At 74.2% G+C, this 24,663-nt stretch carries 28 protein-coding genes, 3 tRNA genes and 1 riboswitch; of the genes, 10 read left to right on the top strand and 21 right to left on the bottom strand.

Annotation, left to right across the window (positions count from 1 at the left end; genetic code table 11):
- Positions 1 to 188 precede the first annotated feature (188 nt).
- On the bottom strand, positions 189 to 515 hold the full coding sequence (locus ACW0Q9_RS05995; protein ID WP_456178927.1) for a hypothetical protein: 327 nt from the start codon (positions 513 to 515) through the stop codon (positions 189 to 191).
- A gap of 705 nt (positions 516 to 1,220) precedes the next feature.
- Here ACW0Q9_RS05995 and ACW0Q9_RS05990 point away from each other — a divergent pair.
- Complete coding sequence (locus ACW0Q9_RS05990; protein WP_456178926.1) at positions 1,221 to 1,655, top strand: hypothetical protein; 435 nt, start codon at positions 1,221 to 1,223, stop codon at positions 1,653 to 1,655.
- A 605-nt stretch (positions 1,656 to 2,260) separates the two neighbouring features.
- On the opposite strand, the gene ACW0Q9_RS05985 is transcribed toward ACW0Q9_RS05990, so the two are convergent.
- The 8 genes from ACW0Q9_RS05985 to ACW0Q9_RS05950 all read right to left on the bottom strand — a co-directional run bounded on the left by ACW0Q9_RS05985 (position 2,261) and on the right by ACW0Q9_RS05950 (position 7,874).
- Positions 2,261 to 2,334 (bottom strand) — tRNA-Phe (locus ACW0Q9_RS05985).
- Positions 2,335 to 2,409: 75 nt separating this feature from the next.
- Positions 2,410 to 2,483: transfer RNA gene (locus ACW0Q9_RS05980), tRNA-Asp, on the bottom strand.
- 32 nt (positions 2,484 to 2,515) lie between these two features.
- Positions 2,516 to 2,588: transfer RNA gene (locus ACW0Q9_RS05975), tRNA-Glu, on the bottom strand.
- Between the two features lie 155 nt (positions 2,589 to 2,743).
- Positions 2,744 to 3,532 carry a polysaccharide deacetylase family protein gene (locus tag ACW0Q9_RS05970; RefSeq protein ID WP_456178925.1) on the bottom strand — a complete coding sequence of 263 codons (789 nt, stop codon included), beginning with the start codon at positions 3,530 to 3,532 and terminating at the stop codon, positions 2,744 to 2,746.
- A gap of 75 nt (positions 3,533 to 3,607) precedes the next feature.
- Positions 3,608 to 4,555 (bottom strand): MerR family transcriptional regulator, encoded by a 948-nt coding sequence (locus ACW0Q9_RS05965; protein WP_456178924.1) that lies wholly within the window; start codon positions 4,553 to 4,555, stop codon positions 3,608 to 3,610.
- Positions 4,545 to 5,150 carry an isopentenyl-diphosphate Delta-isomerase gene (idi, locus tag ACW0Q9_RS05960; RefSeq protein WP_456178923.1) on the bottom strand — a complete coding sequence of 202 codons (606 nt, stop codon included), beginning with the start codon at positions 5,148 to 5,150 and terminating at the stop codon, positions 4,545 to 4,547. Before idi ends, ACW0Q9_RS05965 begins: the two co-directional genes overlap by 11 nt.
- Positions 5,151 to 5,205: 55 nt before the next feature.
- On the bottom strand, positions 5,206 to 6,687 hold the full coding sequence (crtI, locus tag ACW0Q9_RS05955; protein ID WP_456178922.1) for a phytoene desaturase family protein: 1,482 nt from the start codon (positions 6,685 to 6,687) through the stop codon (positions 5,206 to 5,208).
- Positions 6,688 to 6,716: 29 nt separating this feature from the next.
- On the bottom strand, positions 6,717 to 7,874 hold the full coding sequence (locus ACW0Q9_RS05950) for a polyprenyl synthetase family protein (RefSeq protein WP_456178921.1): 1,158 nt from the start codon (positions 7,872 to 7,874) through the stop codon (positions 6,717 to 6,719).
- A gap of 65 nt (positions 7,875 to 7,939) precedes the next feature.
- Between ACW0Q9_RS05950 and ACW0Q9_RS05945 the strand changes: the two genes are divergently transcribed.
- Positions 7,940 to 8,866: a phytoene/squalene synthase family protein gene (locus ACW0Q9_RS05945; RefSeq protein WP_456178920.1), complete on the top strand. Its 927-nt coding sequence runs from the start codon at positions 7,940 to 7,942 to the stop codon at positions 8,864 to 8,866.
- Between the two features lie 57 nt (positions 8,867 to 8,923).
- Positions 8,924 to 9,055 (top strand): hypothetical protein, encoded by a 132-nt coding sequence (locus ACW0Q9_RS05940; protein ID WP_456178919.1) that lies wholly within the window; start codon positions 8,924 to 8,926, stop codon positions 9,053 to 9,055.
- A 3-nt stretch (positions 9,056 to 9,058) separates the two neighbouring features.
- Here the strand turns inward: ACW0Q9_RS05940 and ACW0Q9_RS05935 are convergent, their stop codons facing one another.
- Positions 9,059 to 10,159 carry a serine hydrolase domain-containing protein gene (locus ACW0Q9_RS05935; protein ID WP_456178918.1) on the bottom strand — a complete coding sequence of 367 codons (1,101 nt, stop codon included), beginning with the start codon at positions 10,157 to 10,159 and terminating at the stop codon, positions 9,059 to 9,061.
- Positions 10,160 to 10,250: 91 nt separating this feature from the next.
- Here ACW0Q9_RS05935 and ACW0Q9_RS05930 point away from each other — a divergent pair, with 91 nt between their 5' ends.
- Genes ACW0Q9_RS05930 through ACW0Q9_RS05920 form a run of 3 tightly spaced genes read left to right on the top strand, consistent with a single transcriptional unit; the run spans position 10,251 to position 13,195 of the window.
- Entirely contained in the window at positions 10,251 to 11,735 is a 1,485-nt protein-coding gene (locus ACW0Q9_RS05930) for a dihydrolipoyl dehydrogenase family protein (RefSeq protein ID WP_456178917.1), read from the top strand.
- A gap of 42 nt (positions 11,736 to 11,777) precedes the next feature.
- Positions 11,778 to 12,296 (top strand): SigE family RNA polymerase sigma factor, encoded by a 519-nt coding sequence (locus tag ACW0Q9_RS05925; RefSeq protein ID WP_456178916.1) that lies wholly within the window; start codon positions 11,778 to 11,780, stop codon positions 12,294 to 12,296.
- Between the two features lie 5 nt (positions 12,297 to 12,301).
- Positions 12,302 to 13,195, top strand: a complete 894-nt coding sequence (locus tag ACW0Q9_RS05920; RefSeq protein ID WP_456178915.1) for a hypothetical protein — start codon at positions 12,302 to 12,304, stop codon at positions 13,193 to 13,195.
- Here the strand turns inward: ACW0Q9_RS05920 and ACW0Q9_RS05915 are convergent.
- From ACW0Q9_RS05915 to ACW0Q9_RS05905, 3 genes are all read right to left on the bottom strand, one after another.
- Positions 13,188 to 14,000 carry a crotonase/enoyl-CoA hydratase family protein gene (locus tag ACW0Q9_RS05915; RefSeq protein ID WP_456178914.1) on the bottom strand — a complete coding sequence of 271 codons (813 nt, stop codon included), beginning with the start codon at positions 13,998 to 14,000 and terminating at the stop codon, positions 13,188 to 13,190. The two genes, ACW0Q9_RS05920 and ACW0Q9_RS05915, sit on opposite strands and share 8 nt — an antisense overlap.
- A gap of 44 nt (positions 14,001 to 14,044) precedes the next feature.
- Positions 14,045 to 14,947 (bottom strand): EamA family transporter, encoded by a 903-nt coding sequence (locus ACW0Q9_RS05910; protein ID WP_456178913.1) that lies wholly within the window; start codon positions 14,945 to 14,947, stop codon positions 14,045 to 14,047.
- Positions 14,948 to 15,021: 74 nt separating this feature from the next.
- Entirely contained in the window at positions 15,022 to 15,861 is an 840-nt protein-coding gene (locus ACW0Q9_RS05905; protein WP_456178912.1) for an SDR family oxidoreductase, read from the bottom strand.
- A gap of 93 nt (positions 15,862 to 15,954) precedes the next feature.
- Here ACW0Q9_RS05905 and soxR point away from each other — a divergent pair, with 93 nt between their 5' ends.
- The 4 genes from soxR (at position 15,955) to ACW0Q9_RS05885 (ending at position 18,811) form a co-directional block, all read left to right on the top strand.
- On the top strand, positions 15,955 to 16,323 hold the full coding sequence (gene soxR / locus ACW0Q9_RS05900) for a redox-sensitive transcriptional activator SoxR (RefSeq protein ID WP_456178911.1): 369 nt from the start codon (positions 15,955 to 15,957) through the stop codon (positions 16,321 to 16,323).
- 29 nt (positions 16,324 to 16,352) lie between these two features.
- A riboswitch (cobalamin riboswitch) is annotated at positions 16,353 to 16,550 on the top strand.
- 35 nt (positions 16,551 to 16,585) lie between these two features.
- Positions 16,586 to 17,206, top strand: a complete 621-nt coding sequence (gene bluB / locus ACW0Q9_RS05895) for a 5,6-dimethylbenzimidazole synthase (RefSeq protein WP_456178910.1) — start codon at positions 16,586 to 16,588, stop codon at positions 17,204 to 17,206.
- Positions 17,207 to 17,246: 40 nt separating this feature from the next.
- Positions 17,247 to 17,891, top strand: a complete 645-nt coding sequence (locus ACW0Q9_RS05890) for a hypothetical protein (RefSeq protein ID WP_456178909.1) — start codon at positions 17,247 to 17,249, stop codon at positions 17,889 to 17,891.
- Between the two features lie 68 nt (positions 17,892 to 17,959).
- Positions 17,960 to 18,811: a Rieske 2Fe-2S domain-containing protein gene (locus tag ACW0Q9_RS05885; RefSeq protein WP_456178908.1), complete on the top strand. Its 852-nt coding sequence runs from the start codon at positions 17,960 to 17,962 to the stop codon at positions 18,809 to 18,811.
- 71 nt (positions 18,812 to 18,882) lie between these two features.
- Here ACW0Q9_RS05885 and ACW0Q9_RS05880 read toward each other — a convergent pair whose 3' ends face one another.
- From ACW0Q9_RS05880 to ACW0Q9_RS05845, 8 genes are all read right to left on the bottom strand, one after another.
- Complete coding sequence (locus ACW0Q9_RS05880) at positions 18,883 to 19,935, bottom strand: LysM peptidoglycan-binding domain-containing protein (protein ID WP_456178907.1); 1,053 nt, start codon at positions 19,933 to 19,935, stop codon at positions 18,883 to 18,885.
- Positions 19,936 to 19,950: 15 nt separating this feature from the next.
- A complete protein-coding gene (locus ACW0Q9_RS05875) occupies positions 19,951 to 20,382 on the bottom strand; it encodes a hypothetical protein (RefSeq protein ID WP_456178906.1) in 432 nt (143 codons plus the stop codon).
- On the bottom strand, positions 20,379 to 20,840 hold the full coding sequence (locus ACW0Q9_RS05870; RefSeq protein ID WP_456178905.1) for a TadE/TadG family type IV pilus assembly protein: 462 nt from the start codon (positions 20,838 to 20,840) through the stop codon (positions 20,379 to 20,381). Before ACW0Q9_RS05870 ends, ACW0Q9_RS05875 begins: the two co-directional genes overlap by 4 nt.
- 5 nt (positions 20,841 to 20,845) lie before the next feature.
- Positions 20,846 to 21,334 carry a TadE family protein gene (locus ACW0Q9_RS05865; protein WP_456178904.1) on the bottom strand — a complete coding sequence of 163 codons (489 nt, stop codon included), beginning with the start codon at positions 21,332 to 21,334 and terminating at the stop codon, positions 20,846 to 20,848.
- Positions 21,334 to 21,543, bottom strand: coding sequence for a hypothetical protein (locus ACW0Q9_RS05860; protein ID WP_456178903.1), 210 nt, complete (start codon positions 21,541 to 21,543; stop codon positions 21,334 to 21,336). Before ACW0Q9_RS05860 ends, ACW0Q9_RS05865 begins: the two co-directional genes overlap by 1 nt.
- A gap of 24 nt (positions 21,544 to 21,567) precedes the next feature.
- Complete coding sequence (locus ACW0Q9_RS05855; RefSeq protein WP_456178948.1) at positions 21,568 to 22,428, bottom strand: type II secretion system F family protein; 861 nt, start codon at positions 22,426 to 22,428, stop codon at positions 21,568 to 21,570.
- Positions 22,428 to 23,366: a type II secretion system F family protein gene (locus ACW0Q9_RS05850; RefSeq protein ID WP_456178947.1), complete on the bottom strand. Its 939-nt coding sequence runs from the start codon at positions 23,364 to 23,366 to the stop codon at positions 22,428 to 22,430. Before ACW0Q9_RS05850 ends, ACW0Q9_RS05855 begins: the two co-directional genes overlap by 1 nt.
- Positions 23,324 to 24,663 (bottom strand): CpaF family protein (locus ACW0Q9_RS05845; RefSeq protein ID WP_456178902.1); only part of this gene is annotated, 1,340 nt, incomplete at its 5' end. The genes ACW0Q9_RS05845 and ACW0Q9_RS05850, both read right to left, overlap by 43 nt.

Below are 24,663 nucleotides of genomic sequence, written 5' to 3'. Positions count from 1 at the left end.
GCCGCCCCCAACAGCAAGATCCCCACCGACGTTTCCGCTGGTGGGGATCTCTGTAGCCCGGCGAAAGGCTATGTGGCCAGGGGCGGGGTCGAACCGCCGACCTTCCGATTTTCAGGCACCCGCATTTCCGCAGGTCAGGGTCGTCTTGTGGGCCGTATTGCAACGGCCGTGCAGCGGTCCCGTGGACATCAGGGGAAACAGGGCCGCAGGGGGCCACAGGGCAGGATCGGTACGAGCTCCCACCAGGAGCAGCAGACCACCAGCGCCGCCAACGTGGTCACCACAGCGATCAGCAAGGGGACTCGGCCACCCCGAGTCTTGCGATACAGCAACGCCGCGCCAGCGGTGAGGCAGAGCGCGGGCACAAGCGCATATGGCATCAGCGCGACCGCGAAGACGCTGGTCATCCCTTCCGGATCATCTCGACCAGCCACAGCAAGGAAGACAAGACCTGCCACCGACAGCCACGCCACCCCGGCCAGGACTGCGGCAAGAACAAGGCCGGCTTGGGCCATGCGGTGGCCGCTCCCCCCACCGTCAATCGCCGACCACGCCCGGACCCGTTCGCGTCTGTCGGCTCCAAGAGCAGGGTCCGGCCCCCCGACTTCTGCGGCGCCAGGCGTTCGGGGCTCCACCACAGGCAATCCCGCTGCAGGGTCCGATGCGAAGCCGTCGCGTGGTGCCGCCGCCCTGATCCGAGGCCAGGGACGCGGCTCTTTGGCATCGGCCATGGCGCGATTGTGGCATGCTGCTCGCAATCAATCACCGGCCGTACATACGGCCCGTTGGGTCACACATGCACATGCCGCGATCCCTAAGGCGGATGTAGCAGATCAGTTGGCGGACGTGTGTCGCCCATCTCCCGACGGAGGACAGCCCTCGGTGGTCTGCGTTGCCGAATTCCGCTCTATCAGATCAAGGCGGCCCGCAAGCGGGCCGCGCCGGCCCGGCCCCGGCCTGCTGGCGACCTCCGGCCGGCATCGGCCGGGCCGGCCGGCCACGCTTGGGGACGATCCGATCAGAAGACCTCGGGGCTCCGCCCCGAACCCCGGCCCTCCTCAGAGATCAGCCGCGGATCCCCTCGCCGGGCACCACAAGCGCTACCAGTCTCCCCGGACGGGGCCCAGGTCGTTCGTCCGGTAGGGCGCTCCACCTGGTCCCCGTCCGGGGAGACTGGACGGTCTACGACTGCCCGACGAGGAGATCCGCTAGGAGCGGCTATGGCACACCAGGTGCGCGGTACAAGCGACCATCAGCGTGAGGACTTCGAAGTCGTCGCCGACTACTGCCGCGCACACTTCCCCGATGTCTTCACGGCAGTCACCCTGGAGCCAGACGATGCGGATCTCGCCGTCTACCGCACATCGGGCGAGTCGCTTGACCCTGCCGTCACTGCCCGCTTTCCCCAGCTCCGCTTCGCCTTCCGGCCGTCCGTGAGGTCGGAACGGCAGTTCGCAGATGCGTTGGAGCGTCTAGCCAACGATCGCGATCTCTGGTCGCGCCACGGAGTGAGAATTTGGCTGTTCGGCCCACAGCCGTCCGGGCGGATCTTGGTGGAGACAGCCGATCCAAAGCTGGCAGCGGAACGGCTCGCCGCCCACTATCCGGAGGCAGTCTTCGACGTCCGGCACGGCTACCCGCCTGCGCCCGCGTAGATCCTCTTCCACGACCCGCCTCGGCCGTCACGGGCCGTCCACGGGCCAGTAATCAGTAGACCCAGCGGTCACGAGCGGGCACGAGATGCACCTCGCCCGGCCCTCGTCAGCAGGCGTTTCGGGCATCCCGGCCGGTTGAGCGCGCTCTTCCCCAAACTGGCGCTCCTGGTCCAGCGCAACGGACGGCCAGTTAGTTGTAAAGCCACAAGGCGGCACAGCCGAAAGACAGCGCCAGCAGAACGGCCGATGCGAGCAGCAGCACGATTAGTGCGGGCAGTTCGTTCCGCGCCGTCGGCGCAGACGGCTCCGTAGGCGGACTGCCGTCGGCGGGCTCGGGGTCGGGCACGTCGTGATCATGCCAGACCGCAGTAGCCGACGCCGGCGGGCAGGAGTTTTGATCTTTGCAAGGCAGGGGTCTGCGACGCGCTCTTGGCCGACCGGCATGACGAGGGGTCGTGCAATCCCCGTGCAACAAGGGGCGGCCATCAGAGGGATTCCGGGGTCAACGAGGGTCAGACCGGACAGACGGGCCTGCGGGGCGAAAAGCAGAACGCCGACCGGCGTCTCCGCTGGTCGGCGCTCCTGTAGCCCGGCGAAAGGCTATGTGGCCAGGGGCGGGGTCGAACCGCCGACCTTCCGATTTTCAGTCGGACGCTCGTACCAACTGAGCTACCTGGCCGTGCCGCTCGGCTCATGCTACCGCACGGGCCGATACGCAGAACGCCGCGCATGAAGGGCGCGGCGTCAGCGCTTGCGGTCCTGACGGGACTTGAACCCGCGACCTCCGCCTTGACAGGGCGGCGAGCACTCCAACTGCTCCACAGGACCTAGCTGTGTTGCATCCGGCCGGAACCGGACCGTGCCCCCAACGGGATTCGAACCCGTGCTACCGCCTTGAAAGGGCGGCGTCCTGGGCCGCTAGACGATGAGGGCGGCCCCGCCATCATTGCACACTCGCAACTTCAAGCGGACTTGCTCCCATCCGGCCCCGCCGGAGGCATGAGAAGCATATGCCATGCCTCCTCGGTCGGCCAAACCGGTATGGCCATGGGCACGGGGACGGGCAAAACCGCAGGTCAGAGGCGGTATCACCGGAGCCGGGAGATCCCGTACCGCCGCTTGAGTTCCGGGATCAGGTGCCGGCAGGCGGCCATCGTCTGGGTCCGGTCACCGCCCGCGTCGTGCATGAGCACGATCGAGCCGTGGTGGGTCGTCGCCGCCACCCGCTTGATGATCGTCTTCGCCGACGGGTGGCCCCAGTCCTGCGGGTCGACGCTCCAGTGCAGCGGGCGCATGCCGAGCTGGCGGGCCACCGTCAGCTCCTCCGCCGTCCAGCGTCCGCCCGGCTGCCGGAACCAGGTGATCGGCGCGCGCGGTGCGGCCGCCCGGATGGCCTGGTTGGTCCGGACCAGGTCGGCCCGGATCTCGGCGAGCGGCCGCCGGCCGAGGTTGATGTCGTGCCGCCAGCTGTGGTTGCAGAGCTGATGCCCCTCGCGGGCGATCCGGGCCACCAGCTGCGGGTAACGCCTGGCCTGCTTGCCGACCAGGCAGAAGGTCGCCGTGACGCGGGCCGCCCGGAGCTGGTCGAGGATCTGCGGGGTGAACCGGGGGTCCGGCCCGTCGTCGAAGGTGAGGGCGACGCCCCGGTCGCCGCTGGTGCGGTGCAGCCCGGCGGGCAGGGTCTTCGGCAGCGGTCGGAGCTTCGGCTTCGGCGGGGTGGTGCGGCTCGGGCTGGGCCGTGGGGTCGGCGCCGGCGTCGGGACGGCCGAGGCGGCCGGCGGGGCGCCGGCCGGGGTCGGGGTCTTGCCGGGCTCGCCGCAGCCGGCCAGGAGGAGCACCAGGCCGAGGGCGCACGCCAGCACGGCGCGTGGACGCATCGTCGCTCCCGAGAGGGGGTCGGGTCGGGCGGACTTCCGACCGTAGTGGACGTCGCGCCGAATCGGGAGAGCCCCTCACCCCGTCGTCGACTGGTCCAGGGAGTCCCGTACGGCCACCGCCAGCGAGAGCGCCTCGGTCAGGTTCACCGGCCGGACCACCCCGGCCGGGAGCGTGTCGGCCCGCCAGCCCGGCCCGGCGGCGAGGACCAGCAGCGGGCGGCGCGGGGCGGCGAGCACCGCCGTGAGCTGGTCCGGATCGGCCGTGACCCGGGTGTGCGACCAGAGCACCACGGCCGCCGGGCCGGTCCGGTTGACCGCCTCGACCAGGGCCGCCACCGGCACCCGTGCGCCCAGCATCCGGTGGCCCACCCCGGCCTCGGCCAGGGCGGCGCCCAGCGCCTCCAGCGGCAGCGTGTGCTGCTCCTCGTCGGCGCAGGAGAGCAGGATCCGGGCCGGCCCGGCGGCGGCGTGCGTCCGGGCCACGGTGGCGAACGCCTCGGAGACGCACCGCGACATCAGGTGCTCCACCTCGATCAACCCGCCGGTGGCGGCGTGCCGGTCGCCGATGCCGGCGAGCACCGGCCGGAGCAGCCCGTCCCAGGTCGGCACCACGCCGTCGGTGGCGAGGGAGTGCGCGATGGTCTCGCCGATCGCCGCCGAGTCCAGCCGCATGGCGGCGCGGGCCACGCCGCGTGCCACCGGTCCGGCCCGGCCGACCGGGATGGTCGTGCCGCCGCCGTCCCGGACCGCGGTGGCCCGCGCCCTCGGCGCGAGCTGCTCCGGCGGGAGGACGGCCGGCGCCTGCCGGGCCCAGCGGGCGGCCTCGGCGGGGGTGAGGCCCTCCGCGGTGAGCCGCCGCATGATCTCCAGGCGGGCGAGGTCGGCCGGCGTGTAGCGCCGGTGGTGCCCCGGCACGTGCTCACTGGGACCGAGGCCGTAGCGGTGGTGCCAGGTGCGCAGCGTGGTGACCGCGACCCCCAGCCGGCGCGCGACGGCCCCCGCGCTCAGCGCCTCATCCGCCACCCGACCGCTCCGGTGCCTCGTCGGCCGGCGCACCCGCCCGGGCCGCGTCGATGGCGGGCCGGGCCGGCCGCAGCAGCCGGTTCACCACCCCGCCGAGCCAGGGGGCGTACGCGCGGGGGTCGACGTCCAGGTCGGCCTCCAGCTCGCGCGGGTCGGCCCAGCGCAGGGTGGCCACCTCGTCCGGGTCGGGCCGGATGGCCAGGTCGGCCGGGACGTCGGCGCGCAGCACGTGGTCGTACTCGAACTCGACCCGGCCGGTGGCCGGATCCTCGGCGTAGTAGACGTACACCCCGACCTCGGTGAGGTCGACCGGCTCGACGCCGAGTTCCTCGGCGAGCCGGCGGTTGGCGGCCTCGACCAGCGACTGGCCGGGCAGCGGGTGGCCGCAGCAGGCGTTGGCCCAGCGCAGCGGGAACCGGGTCTTCACGGCGGCCCGCTGCTGGAGCAGGATCCGCCCCTCCGGGTCGACGAGCAGCACCGAGAAGGCCCGGTGCAGCCGGCCGGGCGGCTGGTGGGCGGCGGCCACGGTGGCTTCGCCGACGACGCGCCCGCCGTCGTCCACCAGCTCCACGAGGTGGCTCTCCCGGGCCGTCACCGTGCCGGCCTTTCGTTCGCGACTGCGGGGCTCCGCTCCGCAGCGCTCCTCGCGCTCACCGGACACCCCCGGTGATCCGTGCGGCGGCGAGCTTGCCGCTGATGAGGACCATCGGCACGCCCACGCCGGGCTGGGTGCCCGAGCCGACGAAGACCACGTTGCCCAGCGTCCGGTGCAGGTTCGGGGGGCGGAACGGGCCGGTCTGGAAGAGGCTGTGCGCGGCGGCGAACGGGGTGCCGGCCGCCATGCCCTGCGCCGCCCAGTCGGCCGGGGTCACCGTGCGCAGCACCTCGATGCCGTCGGCGAAGCCGACGTAGCCCCGCTCCTCCAGGGTCGCCACGAGCTGGTCGGTGTAGCGGCGGGTCAGGTCGCCCGGCCAGTCGAAGGGCGCCCGGTCGAGGTTGGGCACCGGGGCGAGCACGTAGTAGGTGTGCCGGCCGGCCGGGGCCACCGACGGGTCGGTCCGGCTCGGGTTCGTCACCAGCAGGGACGGGTCGGTCATCAGCTCGCCCCGCCGGATCACCTCGTCGAAGGTGCCCTTCCAGGACCGCCCGAAGTGGATGTTGTGGTGGGCGATCCGGCTGTAGCCCTGCGTCGAGCCGACGTGCAGCACCACGCAGGAGGGCGAGTAGGTGAGCCGGCGCTGCCGGCTCTCGGGCAGCAGGTCCCGGTAGGCGACCGGCAGGTCGGGGTTGAGCACCACGACGTCCGCCGGGACGAACTCCCCGTCGGCCGTGACCACGCCGGTGGCCCGGCCGTGCGCGGTCTCCACCCGGGTCACCGTGGTGCCGTACCGGATCTGCACGCCGTGCTTCTCCGCGGCGCCGGCCATCCCGCGGGAGACCGCGTGGATGCCGCCGCGCGGGAAGCACACCCCGGCCACCGAGTCGAGGTACGCGATGACCGCGTAGATGGCCAGCGCGTCGTGCGGCGCGAGGCCGGCGTACATGGCCTGGAAGGAGAAGATCCGCTGGGTACGCGGGTCCCGGAAGAACTGGTTGATCTTCGTCTGGAGTCGCCGGAACGCGCCGTTGGCGAGCAGCTTGAGCAGGTTGCCGGTGAGCAGGTCGGTCGGCGCGTCCAGGTTGCGCTCGATGAAGTCGGCCCGCTCCCAGCGCCACAGGTCGCGCGCGAAGTCGACGAAACGCAGGTAGCCGTCCGCCTCGCGGGGCCCGCAGACCCGGGCGATCTCGGCGGCCATCCGGGTGGTGTCGGTGATGACGTCGAGCGTCGACCCGTCCGGGTACCAGGCCCGGTAGGCCGGGTCGAGCGGGGTCAGGTCGAGCCAGTCGGTCAGCTCCTCGCCCACCGCGCCCAGCGCCTCGGCGATCAGGTCGGGCATGGTGAGCACGGTCGGCCCGGTGTCGAACTCGTACCCGTCGACGCCGAGCCGGCCGGCGCGCCCGCCCGGCACCGGCTCGCGTTCCAGCACGGTCACCTGCCGGCCGCTGCCGGCCAGGTGCAGCGCGCAGGCCAGCCCGCCCAGCCCGGCGCCGACGACCACCACCCGGTCGGTACGCCCGCTCACGGTGCGCATCCCGGCCTCCCTGCTCGTGAAGTTCGTCATCATGCCTGCCGCCGGGTGGCAGCGGTGGCGAGGCCCGCCAGCGCGCTCCGTGCGGTGCCGTCGATCGGCGCGGTGTCGAGCGCCGCCTGCGCCTCGGCCACCCGGGTGGCGATCATCTGCTCCACCCGGGCCACCGCCCCGGTGTCCCGGACCAGGTCGGCCAGCCGGGCCACCTCGCGCGCCCCGGTGACCGTGCCGGCCTGCGCCAGGGCCCTGCGCTGGGCCGGGTCGCCGAGCTGCCGGGCCAGCGTCAGCAGCACGGTCGGCTTGCCGGTCCGCAGGTCGTCACCGGCCGGCTTGCCGGTGGTGGCCGGGTCGCCGTAGACCCCGAGCAGGTCGTCGCGGAGCTGGAACGCCTCGCCGACGGCCAGCCCGTAGCGGGTGTACGCGGCGATCAGCGGGGTGTCCGGCTCGGCCCCGGCCAGGGCGGCGCCGAAGAGCAGCGGTCGCTGGACGGTGTAGCCGGCCGTCTTGTAGCGGGCCACCCGCAGCGCCCGGTCGACCGACCAGTTCGCCGCGTCGTGCTCGCCGAGCACGTCGAGGAACTGCCCGGCGACGGTCTCCACCCGCATCTGGTCGTAGCAGCGGCGCGCGTCGAGCAGCCGGGCCGGCGGCACGGTGGCGCGCGCCATCAGCCGGTCGGCCCAGACCAGGCAGAGGTCGCCGATGAGCACGGCGACCGCCTCGCCGTAGCGCTCCGGGTCGCCGGTGTGCCCGGCCGCTCGGTGCCGCGAGGCGGCGGCCCGGTGCGCGGTGGGCCGGCCCCGCCGGGTGTCGGAGGCGTCCATCACGTCGTCGTGCACCAGCGCGAAGGTGTGCAGCAGTTCCAGCGCGGCGAGTGCCGGCAGCACCGAGGGCAGCGGCGCGTCGCCGCCGACGACCCCGCGCCAGCCCCAGTAGGCGAAGGTCGGCCGGACCCGCTTGCCGGTGGCCAGCACGCAGTCGCGGGCCGTCGCGGCGAACCCGCCCATCGCCGCGTCGATCTCGGTGAGCGCGTCGACCTCGGCCGCCAGGAACCCGGCCAGGATCTCGCCGACCCCCTTCACCAGGTCTTTCGTGAAGGCGGCCAGGACGCCGCGGACCGGATCGTCCGTCGCGCCGGGCTGAGCCGGTGCGACGAAACAAAGCGCGCTGTCCGCAACTGCGTCGTTGGCCATGGGGGCGAGCGTACCCTAGGGTTACGAGTTGCGTCGATTGGTGCGTCGAATCTGAGGAGGGGCCGGTGGACACCGATCTCACCGCTGCCTATGGGCGTTGCCGCGAACTGCACCGGCGGCACGGCCGTACCTACTATCTCGCCACCCGGCTGCTGCCCGCCTGGAAACGGCGGCATGTGCACGCCCTGTACGGATTCACGCGCTACGCCGACGAGATCGTCGACCGCACCGAGGAACTGCCGCCGGCCGAGCGCGCGGCCCGGCTGGAGGAATGGTCCACCCGCTTCGTCGCCGGCCTGCACGGCGAACCGGTCGACGACCCGCTGCTGCCCGCCGTGCTGCACACCATCGCCGTCTTCGACCTGGACCGCGGCGACTTCGCGTCGTTTCTGCGCAGCATGGCGATGGACCTGACCGTGCGGTCGTACCCGACCTACGACGACCTGCTCGACTACATGGAGGGCTCGGCCGCGGTCATCGGCACCATGATGCTGCCGATCCTGGGCAGCTCCGACCCGGCCGCCGCCCGGGAGCCGGCCCGCCAGCTCGGCTTCGCCTTCCAGCTCACCAACTTCATCCGGGACGTGGCCGAGGACCTGGACCGGGGACGGACCTACCTGCCCGACGAGGACCTGGCCAGGTTCGACGTCACCCGGGAGGACCTGCTCGCCGCCAAGGCCGCCGGGCGCACCACCCCGCGGCTCCGGGAGCTGATCGAGTACGAGGTGACCCGCGCCCAGGCCCACTACGCGGCCGCCGCGCCGGGCATCCCGCTGCTCGCCCCCGCCTCGCAGGCGTGCATGCGCACCGCGTACGCGCTCTACGGCGGGATCCTCGACGAGGTGGCCGCCCAGGACTTCGACGTGTTCACCCGCCGGGCCCGCGTACCCCGGCGGCGGCGGATGGCCGTGGCCGCGCGGGCGCTGGGCACCCCGGCCGGCGCGCCGGTCCGGATCCCCGGCCCGGCGCTCCGGCCGACCGTGCCGGCGTGAGCGACCGCACGGCGGTCGTGCTCCTCACCCGTGACCTGCGGGTGCACGACCCGGTACGTGCCGGAGCTGGCCTCGATCGAGGGGAAGGCGGTGCACCAGCCGTGGCGGCTGCCCGAGCGGGCGCGCGCGGCGCTGGACTATCCGCCCCCGCTGGAGGTCCCGGGCGCCGACCCGGTCTGGCCGCGCTGACCGTCAGAGGCAGGAGTGCAGCGCCTCCACCAGCTCCTCCACCCGGTCGTGGTCGGCCAGCCGGGCGGTCGCGTACGCGAAGGTGTAGCCGCGTTCCGGGTCGGCCCAGGCGCTGCTGCCGCCGATCCCGCCCATGCCCCAACTTCCGTCCGGCTCCCACTGCATGCCCAGCGTCCAGGACGCCCGCCGGTCCAGCACCAGGTCCGGCCCGTCGTACTGCACCCGGGTCGCCTCGGCGACCAGCTCGGGGCTGAACCGGCGTACGCCGTCGAGGGTGCCGCCGGCGAGCAGGCCCGCGTAGAGGCGGGCCAGGGCGGAGGCGGTGGCGTGCAGGTTCACCGCCGGGAACTCGGTGCCGCGCCAGAGCGGGCCGTTCACCACTGCCGTGTCCAGCCCACCGGCGGGGTTCCCCAGTGCCCGGGCCCGCAGGGATCCCGGCTCGCCCAGCATCCGGACCGGCCAGTCCGGGTCGGCGTACGACAGGTCGGCGCAGCGCCGCTGGTCCGCCGCGCCAAGCCCGAAGGCCAGGTCGAGGCGCCAGGGCCCGGCGATCTCCTCGGCCAGGAACCGCCCCACCGGCCGCCCGTCCACCCGGCGGACCAACTCGCCGACCAGGTGCCCGTACGTCCAGGCGTGCTCGCCCGCGACGCTGCCCGGCGCCCACTCGGGCTCGGCGGCGGCCAGGTCGGCGCAGAGCAGCCCCCAGTCGGCGATTGCCGCGGCGGGCCGGGGCACCGGGAACGCGGGCAGCCCGGCGGTGTGGGCGAGGACCTGCCGCACGGTGGCCGGCGCGCGGAACTCCGGCCAGTACGCCGACACCGGCGCGTCCAGGTCGACCCGGCCCCGGTCGACCAGGAGCAGGAGGCAGAGCGCGACCACCGGCTTGCCCACCGAGTAGACGTTGACCAGAGTGTCCGGCCGCCACGGCTCCCCGGCCCCGACGGCCGGTACGGCCGCGCCGGGCGGGACGGCCGCGCGGGTGCCGCCGACCAGGTCGACCACGGGCGTGCCGTCGTACCAGACGGCCAGCGCCGCGCCGGTCTCCCGGCCGGTGGCGAAGAGGTCGTGGAAGCAGTCCCGGACCGGGGCGAAGCGTGCCTGCATCCGGCCACCGTAGGCCGTGGGGATGATCACGGCGCGGGAATTCCGGCCTGACGCGGTGGCCGGCGCCCCGGCCGTGCGGAATGCTGGCGGGATGGCGGAGCCGGAAATGGTGGACGTGGTCGTGGTCGGGCTCGGTGTCGGCGGCGAGGAGGTGGCCGGGCGGCTCGCCGAGGCGGGCCTCACCGTGGTCGGGATCGAGCGGGACCTGGTCGGCGGCGAGTGCCCCTACTGGGGCTGCATCCCGAGCAAGATCATGATCCGGGCGGCCAACGCCCTCGCCGAGGCGCACCGGGTCAACGAGCTCGCCGGCAGCGCCGAGGTACGGCCCGACTGGGCGCCGGTCGCCAGGCGGATCCGCGAGGAGGCCACCGACACCTGGGACGACAAGGTCGCGGTGGACCGCTTCACCGGCAAGGGCGGCCGGTTCGTCCGGGGCAGCGGCCGGCTCGACGGCCCGAACCGGGTCCGCGTCGGCGACCAGGTGTTCGAGGCCCGGTACGGCGTGGTCCTCGGCACCGGCACCCGCCCCTCGGTCCCGCCGATCGACGGGCTGGCCGACACCCCGTACTGGACCAACCACCAGGCCATCGAGGTCGAGGAGCTGCCGGCGTCGCTCGTGGTGCTGGGCGGCGGCGCGATCGGGCTGGAGCTGGCCCAGGTCTTCGCCCGGTTCGGGGTCCGGGTGACCGTGGTCGAGGCGGCCGACCGGGTGCTCGCCCTGGAGGAGCCCGAGGCGTCCGAGATCGCCGCCACGGCGCTGCGCGCCGACGGGGTCGAGATCCACACCGGGGTCCGGGCCGAGCGGGTGGCGCACGACGGCACGAGCTTCACCGTCCATGCCGGCGACCGCGCGTTCGGCGGCGAGAAGCTGCTGGTGGTGACCGGCCGCCGGGCGCACCTGGAGGAGCTGGGCCTGGACTCGGTCGGCATCGACTGCACGCAGCGCTACCTGCCGGTCAACGAGCGGCTGCACGCCGCCGAGGGGATCTGGGCGGTCGGCGACCTCACCGGCGAGGGCGCGTTCACCCACATCGCCATGTACCAGGCCGGCATCGTCGTGGCCGACGTGCTCGATCACATGCGGCGCACCAGGGGCGGGCCGGACGCCAGCGGCACCGCCAGCGTGGTGGGCGGCGCGGCCGGCGTGGTCAGCGCGGTCGGCGGGGCGATGAGCACGGGCGGCTCGACCGTCGCGCCGGGCAGCGTGCCGGTCGCCGACTACCGGGCGCTGCCCCGCGTCACCTTCACCGACCCCGAGGTGGGCGCGGTCGGCCTCACCGAGCGGCAGGCCCGCGACCGTGGCATCAACGTCCAGGTCGGCTACACCGACCTCACCTCGTCCACCCGCGGGTGGATCCACAAGGCCGGCAACGCCGGCTTCATCAAGCTGATCGCCGACGCCGACCAGGGGGTGCTGATCGGCGCCACCTCGGTCGGTCCGACCGGCGGCGAGGTGCTCTCCGCGCTCGTCGTGGCGGTGCACGCGGCCGTCCCGGTCAGCCAGCTCCGGCACATGATCTACGCGTACCCGACCTTCCACCGCGCCATCGAGGATGCCCTGCGCAACCTCAGGTAGCCGTCCGGACAACCTTTCCCCGCGTTGCCGCGTGGTAGGGGCGTGACCGACCAGAAAACGCGACTGTCGACGGCGGACGCCTCGTACGTGGCCTTCGTGGAGGAGGCCTGGCGCCGCCACATCCGGCTGGCCATGCTGCTGGCCGGGGACCGGTGGCGGGCCGAGGAACTGCTCCAGGACAGCCTGGTCCGGATGTACGAGCGGTGGCGCCGGCTGTCCCGGAGCGACGACCTGCACGCGTACCTCCGGCGTGCGCTGGTGAACAACCACACCTCGTTCTGGCGGCGGCGCCGGCGGGAGAGCCTCGTCGCCGAGGTCCCGGACCGGGCCGCGCCGGCCACCGAGCCGGACCACGACGCCGTCGCGCTGCGTCGGGCGCTGCGCGCGTTGCCGCCGAGGCAGCGCGCGGTGGTGGTGCTGCGCCACTACGAGGACCTGCCGGAGCGGGAGGTGGCCCGGGTGCTGGGCTGCACCGTCGGCACGGTCAAGAGCCAGCACTCGAAGGCCCTCGGCAAGCTCCGCCACCTCCTCCAGCAACCCTCCTACCCGGGGATCAGGTGATCTCGATGACGAATCTCGACGAGCGACTCGCGGACCGGCTGCACGCGCTGGTGGACGACGAACCGGACTCGGCCGCCCCGGCCGGGCTGCTCCTGGCGCGGGGCCGCCGGGCCCGGCGTCGCCGGGCCGGAACCCTGGCCAGCGGCGCTCTCGCCGTGCTCGCCCTCGGCGCGCTCGGCGCGGCCACGCTGGTTCAAGGGCCGGCACCGGGCCGCCCGGCCGTCTCCGCCGAGGCGACCACGCCGGCCGCCGCGTCCCCGCGGATGGAACTGACCGCCGCCCTCGCCGCCAGCGAGAGCACCAGCTACCGGATCACGATGCGGAAGGTCAACCGGATCGCCCCGCACGAGGCCGTGACCATCACCGGTGCGTTCGACCCGGCGGCGGCCAGCGGCTACCTGCACACGCCGTACAGCGAGGGCTCCGGCTTCATGGAGGAACGGCTGGTCGACGGGGTCTACTTCGTGGGCGACGCGGGTATCGACCGGAAGCTCCACTGGGAGCAGTACCGGGGCAAGCGGAAGTTCCTGCCGTTCGACGTGGCGGTGGGCGGCGCCCTCAGCGCCTCGGCCGAGCAGGACGGGCTGTTCCAGGTGCTGAAGAAGACCGACGCCACGGTCACCAGGACCGGGGACCGGGTCTACCACTTCCGCGTCGAGCCCACCGGAAAGGACACCGGCTACGGGCCGGACGCCCCCCTGGAGAGCGAGACCGTCGTGGGCGACGTGACGCTCGACGCCCAGAACCGCATCGCGAAGCTGGACTACGAACTCACCCTGGTCTGGAACAAGAACGGCAAGATCGGCCCGCCGGCCACCATCCGGGTGACCATTCTGTTCTCCGACTACGGTGCCCCGGTCACGGTAGAGCGGCCGGCCAACGCCAAGATCGTCAAGTAGGCCGCTCCGACGAGCCTCCGCGCCGGCCAGGCACGCCGTCGTCCTCCGGGACGGCGCCGTGCCGGCCGGCGCCGGCCGTGAACCGGGCGGCGCCGTGCCCGCCGTCCACCACCAGGGACTCGACGCCGAAGGCGAGTTCGGTGGCCATCGCCTCCGGCTCGGGCAGGCCGCCGTTGGCCAGCATCGCCGCCCGGTCGTTGCGCAGGCAGGTCTGCGGGTGCCGGGCGATCTCGGCGGCCAGCCGCTCGGCCTCCGCCCGGGCCGCACCCGGCGCGACCAGCCGGTTCACGAGACCCATCGCGTACGCCTCGTCGGCGGGCACCGGGCGGCCGGTGAGGATCAGGTCCATGGCCCGGCTCTCGCCGATCAGCCGGGGCAGCCGCACCGTGCCGCCGTCGATCAGCGGTACGCCCCAGCGCCGGCAGAACACGCCGAGCGTCGCATCCGACTCGGCGACCCGCAGGTCGCACCAGAGCGCCAGCTCCAGGCCGCCGGCCACGGCGTAACCGGAGATCGCGGCGAGCACCGGCTTGGACAGGCGCATGCGGGTCGGGCCCATCGGGCCGTCGCCCTCGGGTTCGACCCGGTTGCCGCGCGGCGTGCCGATGGCCTTGAGGTCGGCGCCCGCGCAGAAGGTGCCGCCCGCGCCCCAGAGCACGGCGACCGCCGCGTCCGGATCCGCCTCGAAGGCGCGGAAGGCGTCGGCCAGGGCCCGGGCGGTCGGGCCGTCGACGGCGTTGCGGGCCTCCGGCCGGTCCAGGATCACCGTGGTCACCGGCCCGGCGTGCTCGACGCGTACCCCCATCGGCTCAGCATGCCCGCGACGGCGCCCGCCGCGCCAGCTACCCGCTACCGCGCGCGGCGGGCCAGGGTGGCGCCGAGGGCCGCGCCCACCACGCAGGCCACGCCGGCGAGCTGCGGCCAGGCCAGCAGCTCGCCCAGGAGCAGCGCGCCGACCACCGCGGCCACCGCCGGCTCCAGGCTGAGCAGGACCGCGAAGACCCGCGCCGGCATTCGGCGCAGCGCGGCCAGCTCCGCCGAGTAGGGCAGCACCGACGACAGCAGCGCCACCCCCAGCCCGAGCGCCACGATCCGGAGGTCGAGCAGCTCGGCGCCGCCGGACGCCAGCCCGAACGGGAGTACGCAGACCGCGCCCACCGCCATCCCCAGGGCCAGCCCCCGGGTGCCCGGCAGGTGGTTGCCCATCGCCTTGCCGAGCAGCACGTAGCCGGCCCAGCCGACCGCGATGAGCCCGCAGAGCAGCAGGCCGAACGGGTCGACGCCGGTGCCGCCCAGCCCGGCCAGGAGCAGCACCCCCGTGCCCGCCAGCACCGCCCAGAGCACGTCGACGACGCGGCGGCTGCCCAGCAGCGAGACGACCAGCGGGCCGGCGAAGCCGACGGTGACCGCCACCCCGAGCGGCACCCGCTGGAGGGCGGCGTAGAAGGCGAGGTTCATGGCGGCCATGGCCACCCCGAACGCCGTGATCACGCCGGCCGTCCGCCAGCCGGGCCAGCGGGACGGGCGGGTGACCGCGAGCAGGACCAGCGCGCCGAGGCCGAGCCGGAGGGTGGTCGTGCCCCCGGCGCTGGTGGTGGTGAAGAGCTGCTTGGCCACCGCCGCGCCGACCTGGGTGGAGACCATGCCGAGCAGCATCAGCAGCGGCGGGGGCACGGCCTCGGGCCGGCCCAGCGCCGCGACGAGCCGGGCCGCCGGTGCGGCCGAGGGGGTACGGGAGGCGTGTGCGTACACCCGCACAACAATGGACGGCGGCGGTGCCGGCCGCGAGGGATTTCCCGGCGGCGTGCGCCGCACCTCACGCGGGCTCAGGCGAAGTCGGCCGCATGGTCGGCGGCCCAGTGGGCGAACGTCCGCGCGGGTCGCCCGAGTACCGCCGCCACGTCGCCGGTCACCTGTTCCGGAGTCTCCGCCATCGCGGCCCAGCCGGTCAGCGCGGCGTCCGCGAACGTCGCGCTGCCCATCGCCACGGCCAGCATGGGGCGTACGGCCTCGGCGGGCACCTCCTGCCAGCGCAGGTCGCGGCCGATCGCCGCACCGATGATGCGCACCTGCTCGGCCTGGGTGACCGTCTGCGGGCCGCTGAGCACGTAGGTCCGCCGGTCGTGCCGGTCGGTGGTCAGCGCCTCGACCGCCACGGCCGCGATGTCGTCCTCGTGGACCATCGAACGGGCCGCCGCGCCGTACGGCCAGCGCACCACGCCCTCGGCGCGGATCGACTCGGCCCAGGCCAGCGTGTTCGTGGCGATTCCGGTGGGACGCAGCATCGTCCAGGGCAGCCCGGACGCGACGACGGCGCGTTCCACCATGGCCCAGAATGAGCCCGGGTCGGCCTCGGCGGAGGCGGCCGACACGTACACGACCCGCGGCGCCCCGGCACCGGCGAGCACGGCGGCGACGCGCGGAGCGAGCCGCGCCGTCGTGGCGGAATCGACGAACGGCCAGATCAGGAACACGGCCCGGACACCGTCCAGGTGCGGGCGCATCGTCTCCGGATCGGCCAGGTCGGCGGCCACCACCTCCACACCCGCCGGCAGCTCCGCGCGGCTCGGGTCGCGGGTCACGGCGCGTACGTCGTGACCCGCGGCGGCCAGCCGCTCGACCACGCGCCGCCCGACGTTGCCCGTCGCACCGGTCACCAGGATCATGGTCTCCTCCAGGGAATCGTCGTGGATCCGATGGAGCCGACCGTAAAACCTCAACAATTGTTGAGGTCAATTCCCGGTGGGCATACTCGGGGCGTGAAGCACGACACGTCCTTCGACTGGCACGAGCCGGGCCTGACGATCGGTCAGGTCGCGCAGCGCAGCGGCGTCTCCGCGTCCGCGATCCGGTTCTACGAGGCGCAGGGCCTCCTCAGCAGCGACCGCACGGCCGGTAACCAGCGCCGGTACCACGGTGACGTGATGTGCCGCCTGGCGATGATCGAGGCGTGCCAACGGGTCGGCCTCACCCTGGCCGAGGTGGGCCGGGCGCTCGCGGCGCTGCCGCCGGGGCAGGCGCCGACCACTCAGGACTGGAACGCGCTCGCCGAGCGGCTGCGCGCCGAGGCGGAGCACCGCATCGAACAGCTCAACCAGGTGCTGCGCGAACTCGCCCCACCCGCCTGACCTCGGCTCCGCCTCGATAGCATCGGCGGCGGCAACGATCAGGTGAGGTGCCCCGCGTGCGCGGGGAGAATCGGGAAGCCGGTGGAAATCCGGCACGGGCCCGCCGCGGTGACCGGGGAGTCCCCGTCCACGCGCGTCACGCGCAGCCACTGGCCGTACGGCCGGGAAGGCGGACGGTCAGGCGTCGATCCGGGAGTCCGAAGACCGGCCTCGCGTTGAGTCGCCCACGTGACCGTGGGCCGAGTGCAGCGGGAGCCTGCCTGTGGACCTGTACGACGTCATCCACCGCCGTCGCGACGTACGCGCCGAGTTCACCGGGGAGCCGGTGCCGGACGGCGTCCTGGACCGGATCCTCACCGCCGCGCATGCCGCGCCGAGCGTCGGCAACTCGCAGCCCTGGGACTTCGTCCTGGTCCGCGACCCGGAGACCCGGCGCCGGTTCCACGCCCACGTCCAGGTCGAGCGGGACACCTTCGCCGCCACGCTGGACGGTGCGGCGGCCGAGCGGTTCGCCCGCATCAAGATCGACGGAGTGCTGGAGTCGACGCTGTCGGTCGTGGTCACGTACGACCCGCAGCGGGGCGGGCCGGCGGTGCTCGGCCGGCACGCCATCGCCGACGCCGGCCTCTACTCGGTCTGCCTGGCGATCCAGAACCTCTGGCTGGCCGCCACGGCGGAGGGGCTCGGGGTCGGCTGGGTCTCCTTCTACCGGGAACCGTTCCTGGCCGACCTGCTCGGCATCCCCGACGGGATCCGCCCGGTGGCCTGGCTCTGCCTGGGTCCGGTCAGCCACCTCCAGACCGTCCCCGACCTGGTCCGGCACGGCTGGCGTACGCCCCGACCGCTGGCCGCCGCCATACATACCGACCGCTGGCGGAGGTGACAGACGCGTCGGGTTGGATGTCCGGGTGACAGCTCATGAGGTGGCAGGGGCGCTCCCGGACATCCCGACGCTGCAGAACCGCTGCCGGGCGCTGGCCGTGCTGGAGGCGATCATGAGTCCGGAGTGGGAATCGCGCTACTACTCCTACGACGCGCACTGGGGACCGGGCGAGGAGATGGCTTCCATGCGTAACGGGTCCGGCGACGAGTGGTCCATCGTCTTCTCCTCGGCCGGCGCATTCGTCCGGGGCTTCGACCACGAGTCGCCGATGAGCCCGGCGGCCAACGATCACGAGCTGTGGCCCGGCCTGGTCGACGGGGTGCCCGAAATCTTCGCCGCCTGCCTGACCGAGCCGGCGTTCAGCTACGAGGGCGTGCTGGAGGCGACGGTCTGCCTCTGGCGGCGCACCGGCGACGACCGGTGGCACGCAGGTGACCCCGATCTGCCCGACGGCCCCGACCCGGACGGCGCCGGTCGACTGTTCTCCCTGCTCGTGGACGGCACACCAGCGGCGTACCGGCGCTTCGCCGAGGACTACTACGAAACGACCGTGGACGGTGACGCGGTCGCGGCTATCCTCGCGTCGCGTCCGCTCACCGAGGAACTGGTCCGGCGGTTGAACCCGGAGCTGGCCCTACCGGACCTCGCTGAGGACCTCGCCGAGACCGGGTATCCGCAGGCGTGAACCACCCGATGGGGTGATCCGTCGTCGTCGCCCGGTTTGGGACGTCTCCTGCCGGGAAGTCGGACCACGTGCGCGAACTACTGACGAAAATCGAGCAGAACTCCCGGCTCGACCGGGTCGGCGACCGACTGCAGCGGGCCGTCCAGGGCACCCTGCGTCCCCAGCGGGTCCGGGACTTCCTGCACGGCGTCTGGCTGGGGCACCCGCTGCACCCGGCGATGGTCCAGGTGCCGGTCGGCGCCTGGATCTCGGCCGCCATCGTGGACCTGATGCCCGGCCAGCGCCGGGCGGCGACCGCACTGGTCGGGGTCGGTACGGTCAGCGCGCTGCCCGCGGCGGTGGCCGGGCTCAACGACTGGGCCGCCCTCTCCCGCGACCAGCGCCGGATCGGCCTCGTGCACGCCGCCGCGAACACCATCGGCCTGAGCCTCTACGCCGGCTCGCTGGCGGCCCGGCTGAACGGGCGGCACAACCTGGGCCGGGCGCTGGCGTACCTGGGGCTGTCGGCGGCGAGCACCGGGGCCTACCTGGGTGGGCACCTCGCGTACAAGCAGGGCGCGCAGGTCAGCCAGAGCATCTCCGAGCTGCACCTGGTGAGCGAGGGCTGGCACCCGCTCGGCGACATGTCGAGCCTGCCGCAGCGCCAGCTCGTCACCCGGGAGATCGACGACGTCTCGGTGATCCTCTACCGGCACGGCGACGACGTCACCGTGATGCTGGAGCGCTGCCCGCACCAGAGCGGCCCGCTCGGCGAGGGCGAGGTGCAGGAGATCGACGGCCACGCCTGCGTGGTCTGCCCCTGGCACGGCAGCACCTTCCGCCTCAACGGCGGCGAGGTGGTCCACGGCCCGTCCGGCAACGACCAGGTCGTCCTTCCCACCCGGGTGGTCAACGGCCGCCTGGAGGCCCGCCTCCCCTGACCGGGGCTGGATCTTGGACGGAAACGGCCCCTCCGGGGGCCAATTCCGTCCAAGATCGGCCGCTGCGGCTCTCAGCCCTTGCGGTGGCGGCCCACTACCAGGTCGCGGACCGTTGTGCGGGGTGTCGGGCGGCGGCGCAGGCCGAGGACCGCGCCGATCTGGGCACCCACGATGCTCGCCACCGCCAGCACCGCGGAGATGGCCAGCGGGCGGTTGATCCCGTCCTCGGGGGTGGCCCGGGAGGCCCCTGCCGACATGGCCGGCGACTGCCCGACCGGCGCCTCCACGGTGGGCGTGGTGTCCCGTCGGGTCGGGTGCGGGGACGGCCTGCCCTTCGGCGTCGTCGCGGAGGACCCACCGCCGCCCGGCGTCGCCACCGAGCCGGGAGCCGGGCGGGACGGGCTGGCCGGGGTGACCACGAGCCGGCCGGTGGCGTGCCGGCGGGCACCCGCGTCCACCGCCCCCTCGGGCAGCTTGAGCAGTTGCCCCGGGCGGATCCGGTCCGGATCGGCGAGCCGGTTCAGCCGGGCCACCTCGCGGTAGCGGTCGAAGTCGTCCAGGTAGCGCTCGGCCACCTCGCCCAGGTAGTCGCCCTTCGCCACCCGGTACACCGCCGGGTCGGTGGTCACCGAGGCGGCCCGGACCGGCGGCGCGGCGAGCGCGGGGCCGGCCTGTGGGGCGACGACCGCCGGCGCGGCGGCGACCGGCTGCGGCGCGGTCAGGGTGGCGGCGCTCGCCGCGGCCGGGCTGGCGGCCAGGATCAGCGCCACCGAGCCGACCAGCGCGGCCGCGGCCCGCTGCTGGCGGCCCATCCCGGGCAGCCGGGGCGCCGGTCGGCGCAGCGCCGCCGCGAGCAGTTCCACCAGTACGGAGAAGGCGAACGTGGCCCAGCCGAACCAGCCCACCACGGCCAGCGCGCGCAGGAAGAGCTGCCCGTCGTCGCGGCTGGTCAACGCCGTGCCCACCTCGGCGAGGGTGGGCAGGTGGTCGGGGAGGGGGTTGCCGGCGAAGGCCAGGAGGGCGACCGGCCCGCCGGCCAGCACCGCGCAGAGCACGACGAGGGCGCCGAGTCCGGTGAGGACCTGGCCGGCCCGCCGGACGGCCGAGCGTGGCGATGCACCCATGGCTGCCTTCCCTTCCTACGGGGCTCCGGTGAGCGCCCGCGCGGTGGCCTCACCGGTGACGGTGGCGGTGTTCTGGAAGCCGAAGAGACCGAGCAGGTCCCGGCGGTAGGTGATGCGGACGCGTACCTGGATCTGCCGCTCGCCGGCGACCACCGGGAAGCTGACGTCGTGGTCGCGGACCCCGCCGGCGGCGCTCAGGTAGTCCGCGACGGCCCTCCGGGCGGCCACCTCGTCGATCTGCTTCGGGCCGCCCTCGATGGCCCGGGCCCGGTCGATCATCTGGCCGCCGCTGCGGGCCGCCTCGGCGGCCAGGTTGTCGGCGCGCTGCAACGAGCGGAGCTGCCCCGCGCCGTCGTACGCCAGGCTGATGATCGCGAGTACGCCGGTCATCGCCACGGCCAGGAAGAGGCTCACCCGGCCGCTCTCCGCCGCGCGCCGCCCGGTCATCCGCGGCTCCGGTAGGTGTCCAGCGGGGAGGTGAAGCTCGCCGAGACGGTCTTGCCGCCCGGCACCCCGGGCAGCCCGGGTGCCCGCAGGTCGTCGAAGGAGACGGTGCAGGTCACCGTGACGGTGACCGTCGCCGGCACTCCGGGCGCGCTCCGGTACGCGGCCGCGAAGCTGGTCGCCGTGCCGCCCACCGAACCGCGGAAGTCCAGCGCCGGTGGGGCGGTGCAGCGCAGGCCCGACCAGTCGAGCTGACGGCCGGCCGCGTCGGTGGCGTCGGCCTCGCCGGTGTCCGCGTCGCGGGCGATCGAGGCGGCCCGGGCGGCGTCGTGCGCGGCCGACTCCACCGCCTCGTCGGCGACGGCCGTCCGGCCGGCCACCCCGGCCAGCACCATCAACCCGATGAAGGCGGGGGCCAGCACCGCCACCTCGATCGAGACGGAACCGCGGTCGCGCGCCATCCGCCTCACCCCGTCGTCCAGCGTTCGGCGGTGCCGTGCGCGGTCTGCCGGACCGGGAAGTCGACCCCCGGGATCACCGACAGGGAGCGTCCGCTGACCGTGCAGGTGACCTCGGTGGCGGTCGCCGTGCAGATGGGCCCCGGGTCCTGCCAGTCGACCAGCCAGTCCCCGGCGGCACGCAGGAAGCCGGTCGCCCGGTCCCGGCCCGCGTCCGGCGGGGCCTCGAGCGCCCGCTGGGCGTTCACCCCGGTCTGCGCCGCGTTGAGGGCCGTGGAGCGGGCGACGAACCAGACGGCGAGCTGGATCGAGGCGAAGAGCAGCACCAGGATCGCCGGCATCACCACCGCCAGTTCGACCGGGTTGGCCCCCCGTTCGGGCCCGCCCGCGGCGAGCCGTCCCCGCAGGACGGTCGTGATCCGCCCCGGGCCGCACCGGCCGGTGGGCCGGCCGGCGGGCGCCGGCCGGCTCCGGTCCGTACGGGCGGGGCGGGGCATCACGGGGCCTTCGGCGCCGTGTTGTTGGGGATGGCGTTCATCCAGTTGTTCGCCTTGGCCAGGGCGAGCCCGGTGACCGCCATGGCCACCGCGACCAGGCCGAAGATGATCACCGCGGTCGGCACCGGGCTGTCGCCCCGCTCGGCGTCCCGCCGCAGCTCGGCCAGGCGGCTGCTCACCGCGGCGTACAGGTAGGCGTAGAGGTGCATGGTCTTCTCCTTCTCGGGGTGGGTTCACAGACGGGCGAGGAACGGGTAGAGGGCGAAGCCGAGCAGGACGAAGACCAGCAGCGAGCCGGGGATGTCCAGCCGGCTGGTCACCCCCTCGGCCCGGGCCAGGTTGTCGGTCCGGATCTGGTCCCGCAGCGAGTCGGCGCGGCTGCGCAGGGTCTCGTGCACCTGGGCGCCCTCGCTGCCGGAGGAGCGCATGATGGCGCCCACGTCGCCCAGCTCCGGGATGCCGATCCGGTCGGCCAGCTCCTGGAGCTCGTCCCAGGGGGAGTGCATCTGGAGCTGGGCGATCCGCAGCGCCTCCCGGATCCGGTCGAAGACCCAGCCGTCGCAGACCGCCGCCGCGCGTTCCAGCGACTGCACCGGGCCGTGCGCCGCGGAGAGCTGCAACGCCACCAGGTCCAGGTAGGTGCAGACCGCCTGGCGGAACTCGTCCCGCGCGGCATCCGCCCTGGCCAGCACCGCCCGGTGCGCGAGCAGGCCGGCGACCAGCGCCAGGCCCAGGCTGCCCAGCACCGGCACGACCAGCGGCAGCGCCACCCCGCCCAGGAAGAGCACGGCCGAGGCCACCGCCGGTGTGGCGAACCCGACCAGCGCGGAGAGCAGCACCGACAGCGCGTACTGCTCGGGGGTCCGATCGAGCAGGGCGAGCTGCCGGTGCGGCGGGCGCAGCCAGCGGGAGACGCCGCCGAGCCAGTCCGGCCCGTTCCCGGCCACCGGGGCCTGGCCGGGCGGTTGGTGCAGCCGACGCAGCGCCGGGCCGAGCGCCGGGGTGGCCGGCAGCGCCTCGCGGACCACCAGGAACAGCCCCAGCCCGACGGCCGCCCCGCCCAGCACCGCCACGGCCAGCTGCCAGTTCACGATCACGCGATCGCCTCCTCGGGGTCGGGCGCCGGCAGGAAGCGCGCCGGCCTCCGCGGCTGGCTCATCGAGCGCACCCAGACCAGCAGCCCGACGAAGGCCGTCCCGAGCACCGCCATCACCAGCTGCCCGAAGACCGTCCCGTAGGGCCGGACGTAGTCGCTGTTGACCAGCCCGTACGCGAGCGTGGCCAGGGTCATCCCGGTGAGGAAGCGGACCGCGAACCGGGGCTGCGTCCGCTTCGCCTCGACCTCCCGCCGGGTGGCCACCTCGGCCGAGGCGGCGGTGGCGATCGACCCGAGCACGTCGCCGAGGCGCTCGCCCCGGTCGGTGAGGTGCAGGATCAGCGCCGCCACCACCTGGTCGCAGACCGGGTCGGCGATCTCGTCGGCGAAGGCCAGCAGGGCGGACCTCGCCAGCCAGCCGGCCTGGAGGCGGGCCGCCAGGGTGCGTACCTCCTCCTGGATCTCCTCCGGCGCGGTGGCGATGGTGCCGATGATGGCCTGCTGGAGGCCCTGCCCGGTGCCGGAGATGTCCTTGAGCCGCCGGGTCCACTCGCCGACCGCCTCGATCCGGGCGATGGCCCGTTGCTCGGCCCGGCCCACCGCGAAGAGCCACGGCACCCCGGGCACCGCAAGCGCCACCAGCAGGCCGACCACCGGCAGCCCGGTGAGCAGGAACGCCAGCGCGCCGACCACCACGGCCGCGCCGAGCAGCACCTGGTAGCGGCGCTGCTCCTGCCGGCTGGCCCCGGAGCCGGTCCAGAGCCGGCTCAGCCCCGGCCCGGCGCCCGGCGCCGACCCGGCCGGCCGGCGGGTGCCGACGAGCGCGACCACCGCCAGCACCAGCCCGGCCACGCATGCCGCCCCGGAGACCAGCGCGATCAGCTCGATGGTGGTCATGAACGCCGCCCCAGGCGGGTGTGCCGGGGCCGCCGCCAGGCGCCCGTGCCGGCCTCGACGAACCGGGTCAGCAGCCGGGCGTCGTAGCCGACCCGCAGCAGCTGGTCACGGATCCGCTCGGGGAGGTGGCGGGGCACCGCACGGCCGTCCGGGCCCGGCCCGAAGACGCTGGTGGTGGTGATCCGGTTGCCCTCGCCGACGCCGATGACCTCCTCGACGTGCGAGACGAAGCGGTGCTTGCGGCCGCCGATCGCGGTCTCGTCCTCGACCGTGACGTAGACGATCAGGTCCAGCGCGTTGCCGGCCATCCGGCGGGCCTGGTCGACCGTCATCTCCCGGCCGTGGGCGAGCGCCAACTCGATGATCCGTTCGCCCACCCCGGCCGGGGTACGCGCATGGATGGTGCACATCGACCCGCGGCTGGTGGTCATCGCCTGGAGCATCGGCACGATCTCCCGGGACCGCACCTCGCCGACGATGATCCGCAGCACGCCCATCCGCAGCGACACCGGGATCAGGTCGGCGATGCTGACCTCACCGGCCGGGCGGCCGTCCAGCCCGCGCTCGCCGTGCCCCTCCCGGGACTCGAAGCTCATCACCGCCCGGTGCTTGTGCCCGCGGCGGGCCGGCAGCAGCTCCCGGCTCTCCTCCAGCAGCACGTACGGCTCGTCGGCCGGGATCTCGTCCATCAGCGCCCGGATGACCGTGGTCTTCCCGGCCCCGGCCAGCCCGGCCACCATGATGTTCAGCCCGGCCCGCATGGCGGCGCGGAGGAAGTCGCGCAGCAGCGGGTCGATCATCTCGTCCAGGTCGGGCCGGCCACCGGCGATGTCCTCCAGGCTCACCGCCAGCGTGTTGTGCTTGCGGATGACCGCGTACGGGCGGTGGCTGACCAGGAACACCGCGGCGAGCCGGCTGCCGTCGGGCAGTTGCAGGTCGAGTGTCGGCTTGGAGGTGGAGAGCGAGCGCTCCGTCGCCCCGGCCCGGCGGGCCGCCGCCTGGAGGATCTCCACCAGCTCGTCGTCGCTGTCGGCGATCGGTTCCGCCCAGTCCACGCCGCCGCCGTGCCGGGTGATCCGCACCTGGTCGCAGCCGAGGATGTGCACCTCCTCGATGGTGTCGTCGACCAGCAGCGTCTGGAGCCGGCCCAGGCCGACCAGCTCGGCGGTCACCTGGTCGAGCAGCAGCCGCTCCTCGTCGGCGGCCATCGGCGTGCCGGCCCGGCGCACCGAGTCCGCGTACGCGGCGACCACCGCGACGGCCAGCCGGGCCCGCTCGACGTCCTCGGCATCGGCGTCGAACTCCCGGCCGCGCTGCCAGAGGGTGAGCCGTTCGC

Source organism: Micromonospora sp. I033 (assembly GCF_053890995.1).
This window is presented reverse-complemented; position numbering and strand designations above follow the sequence as displayed.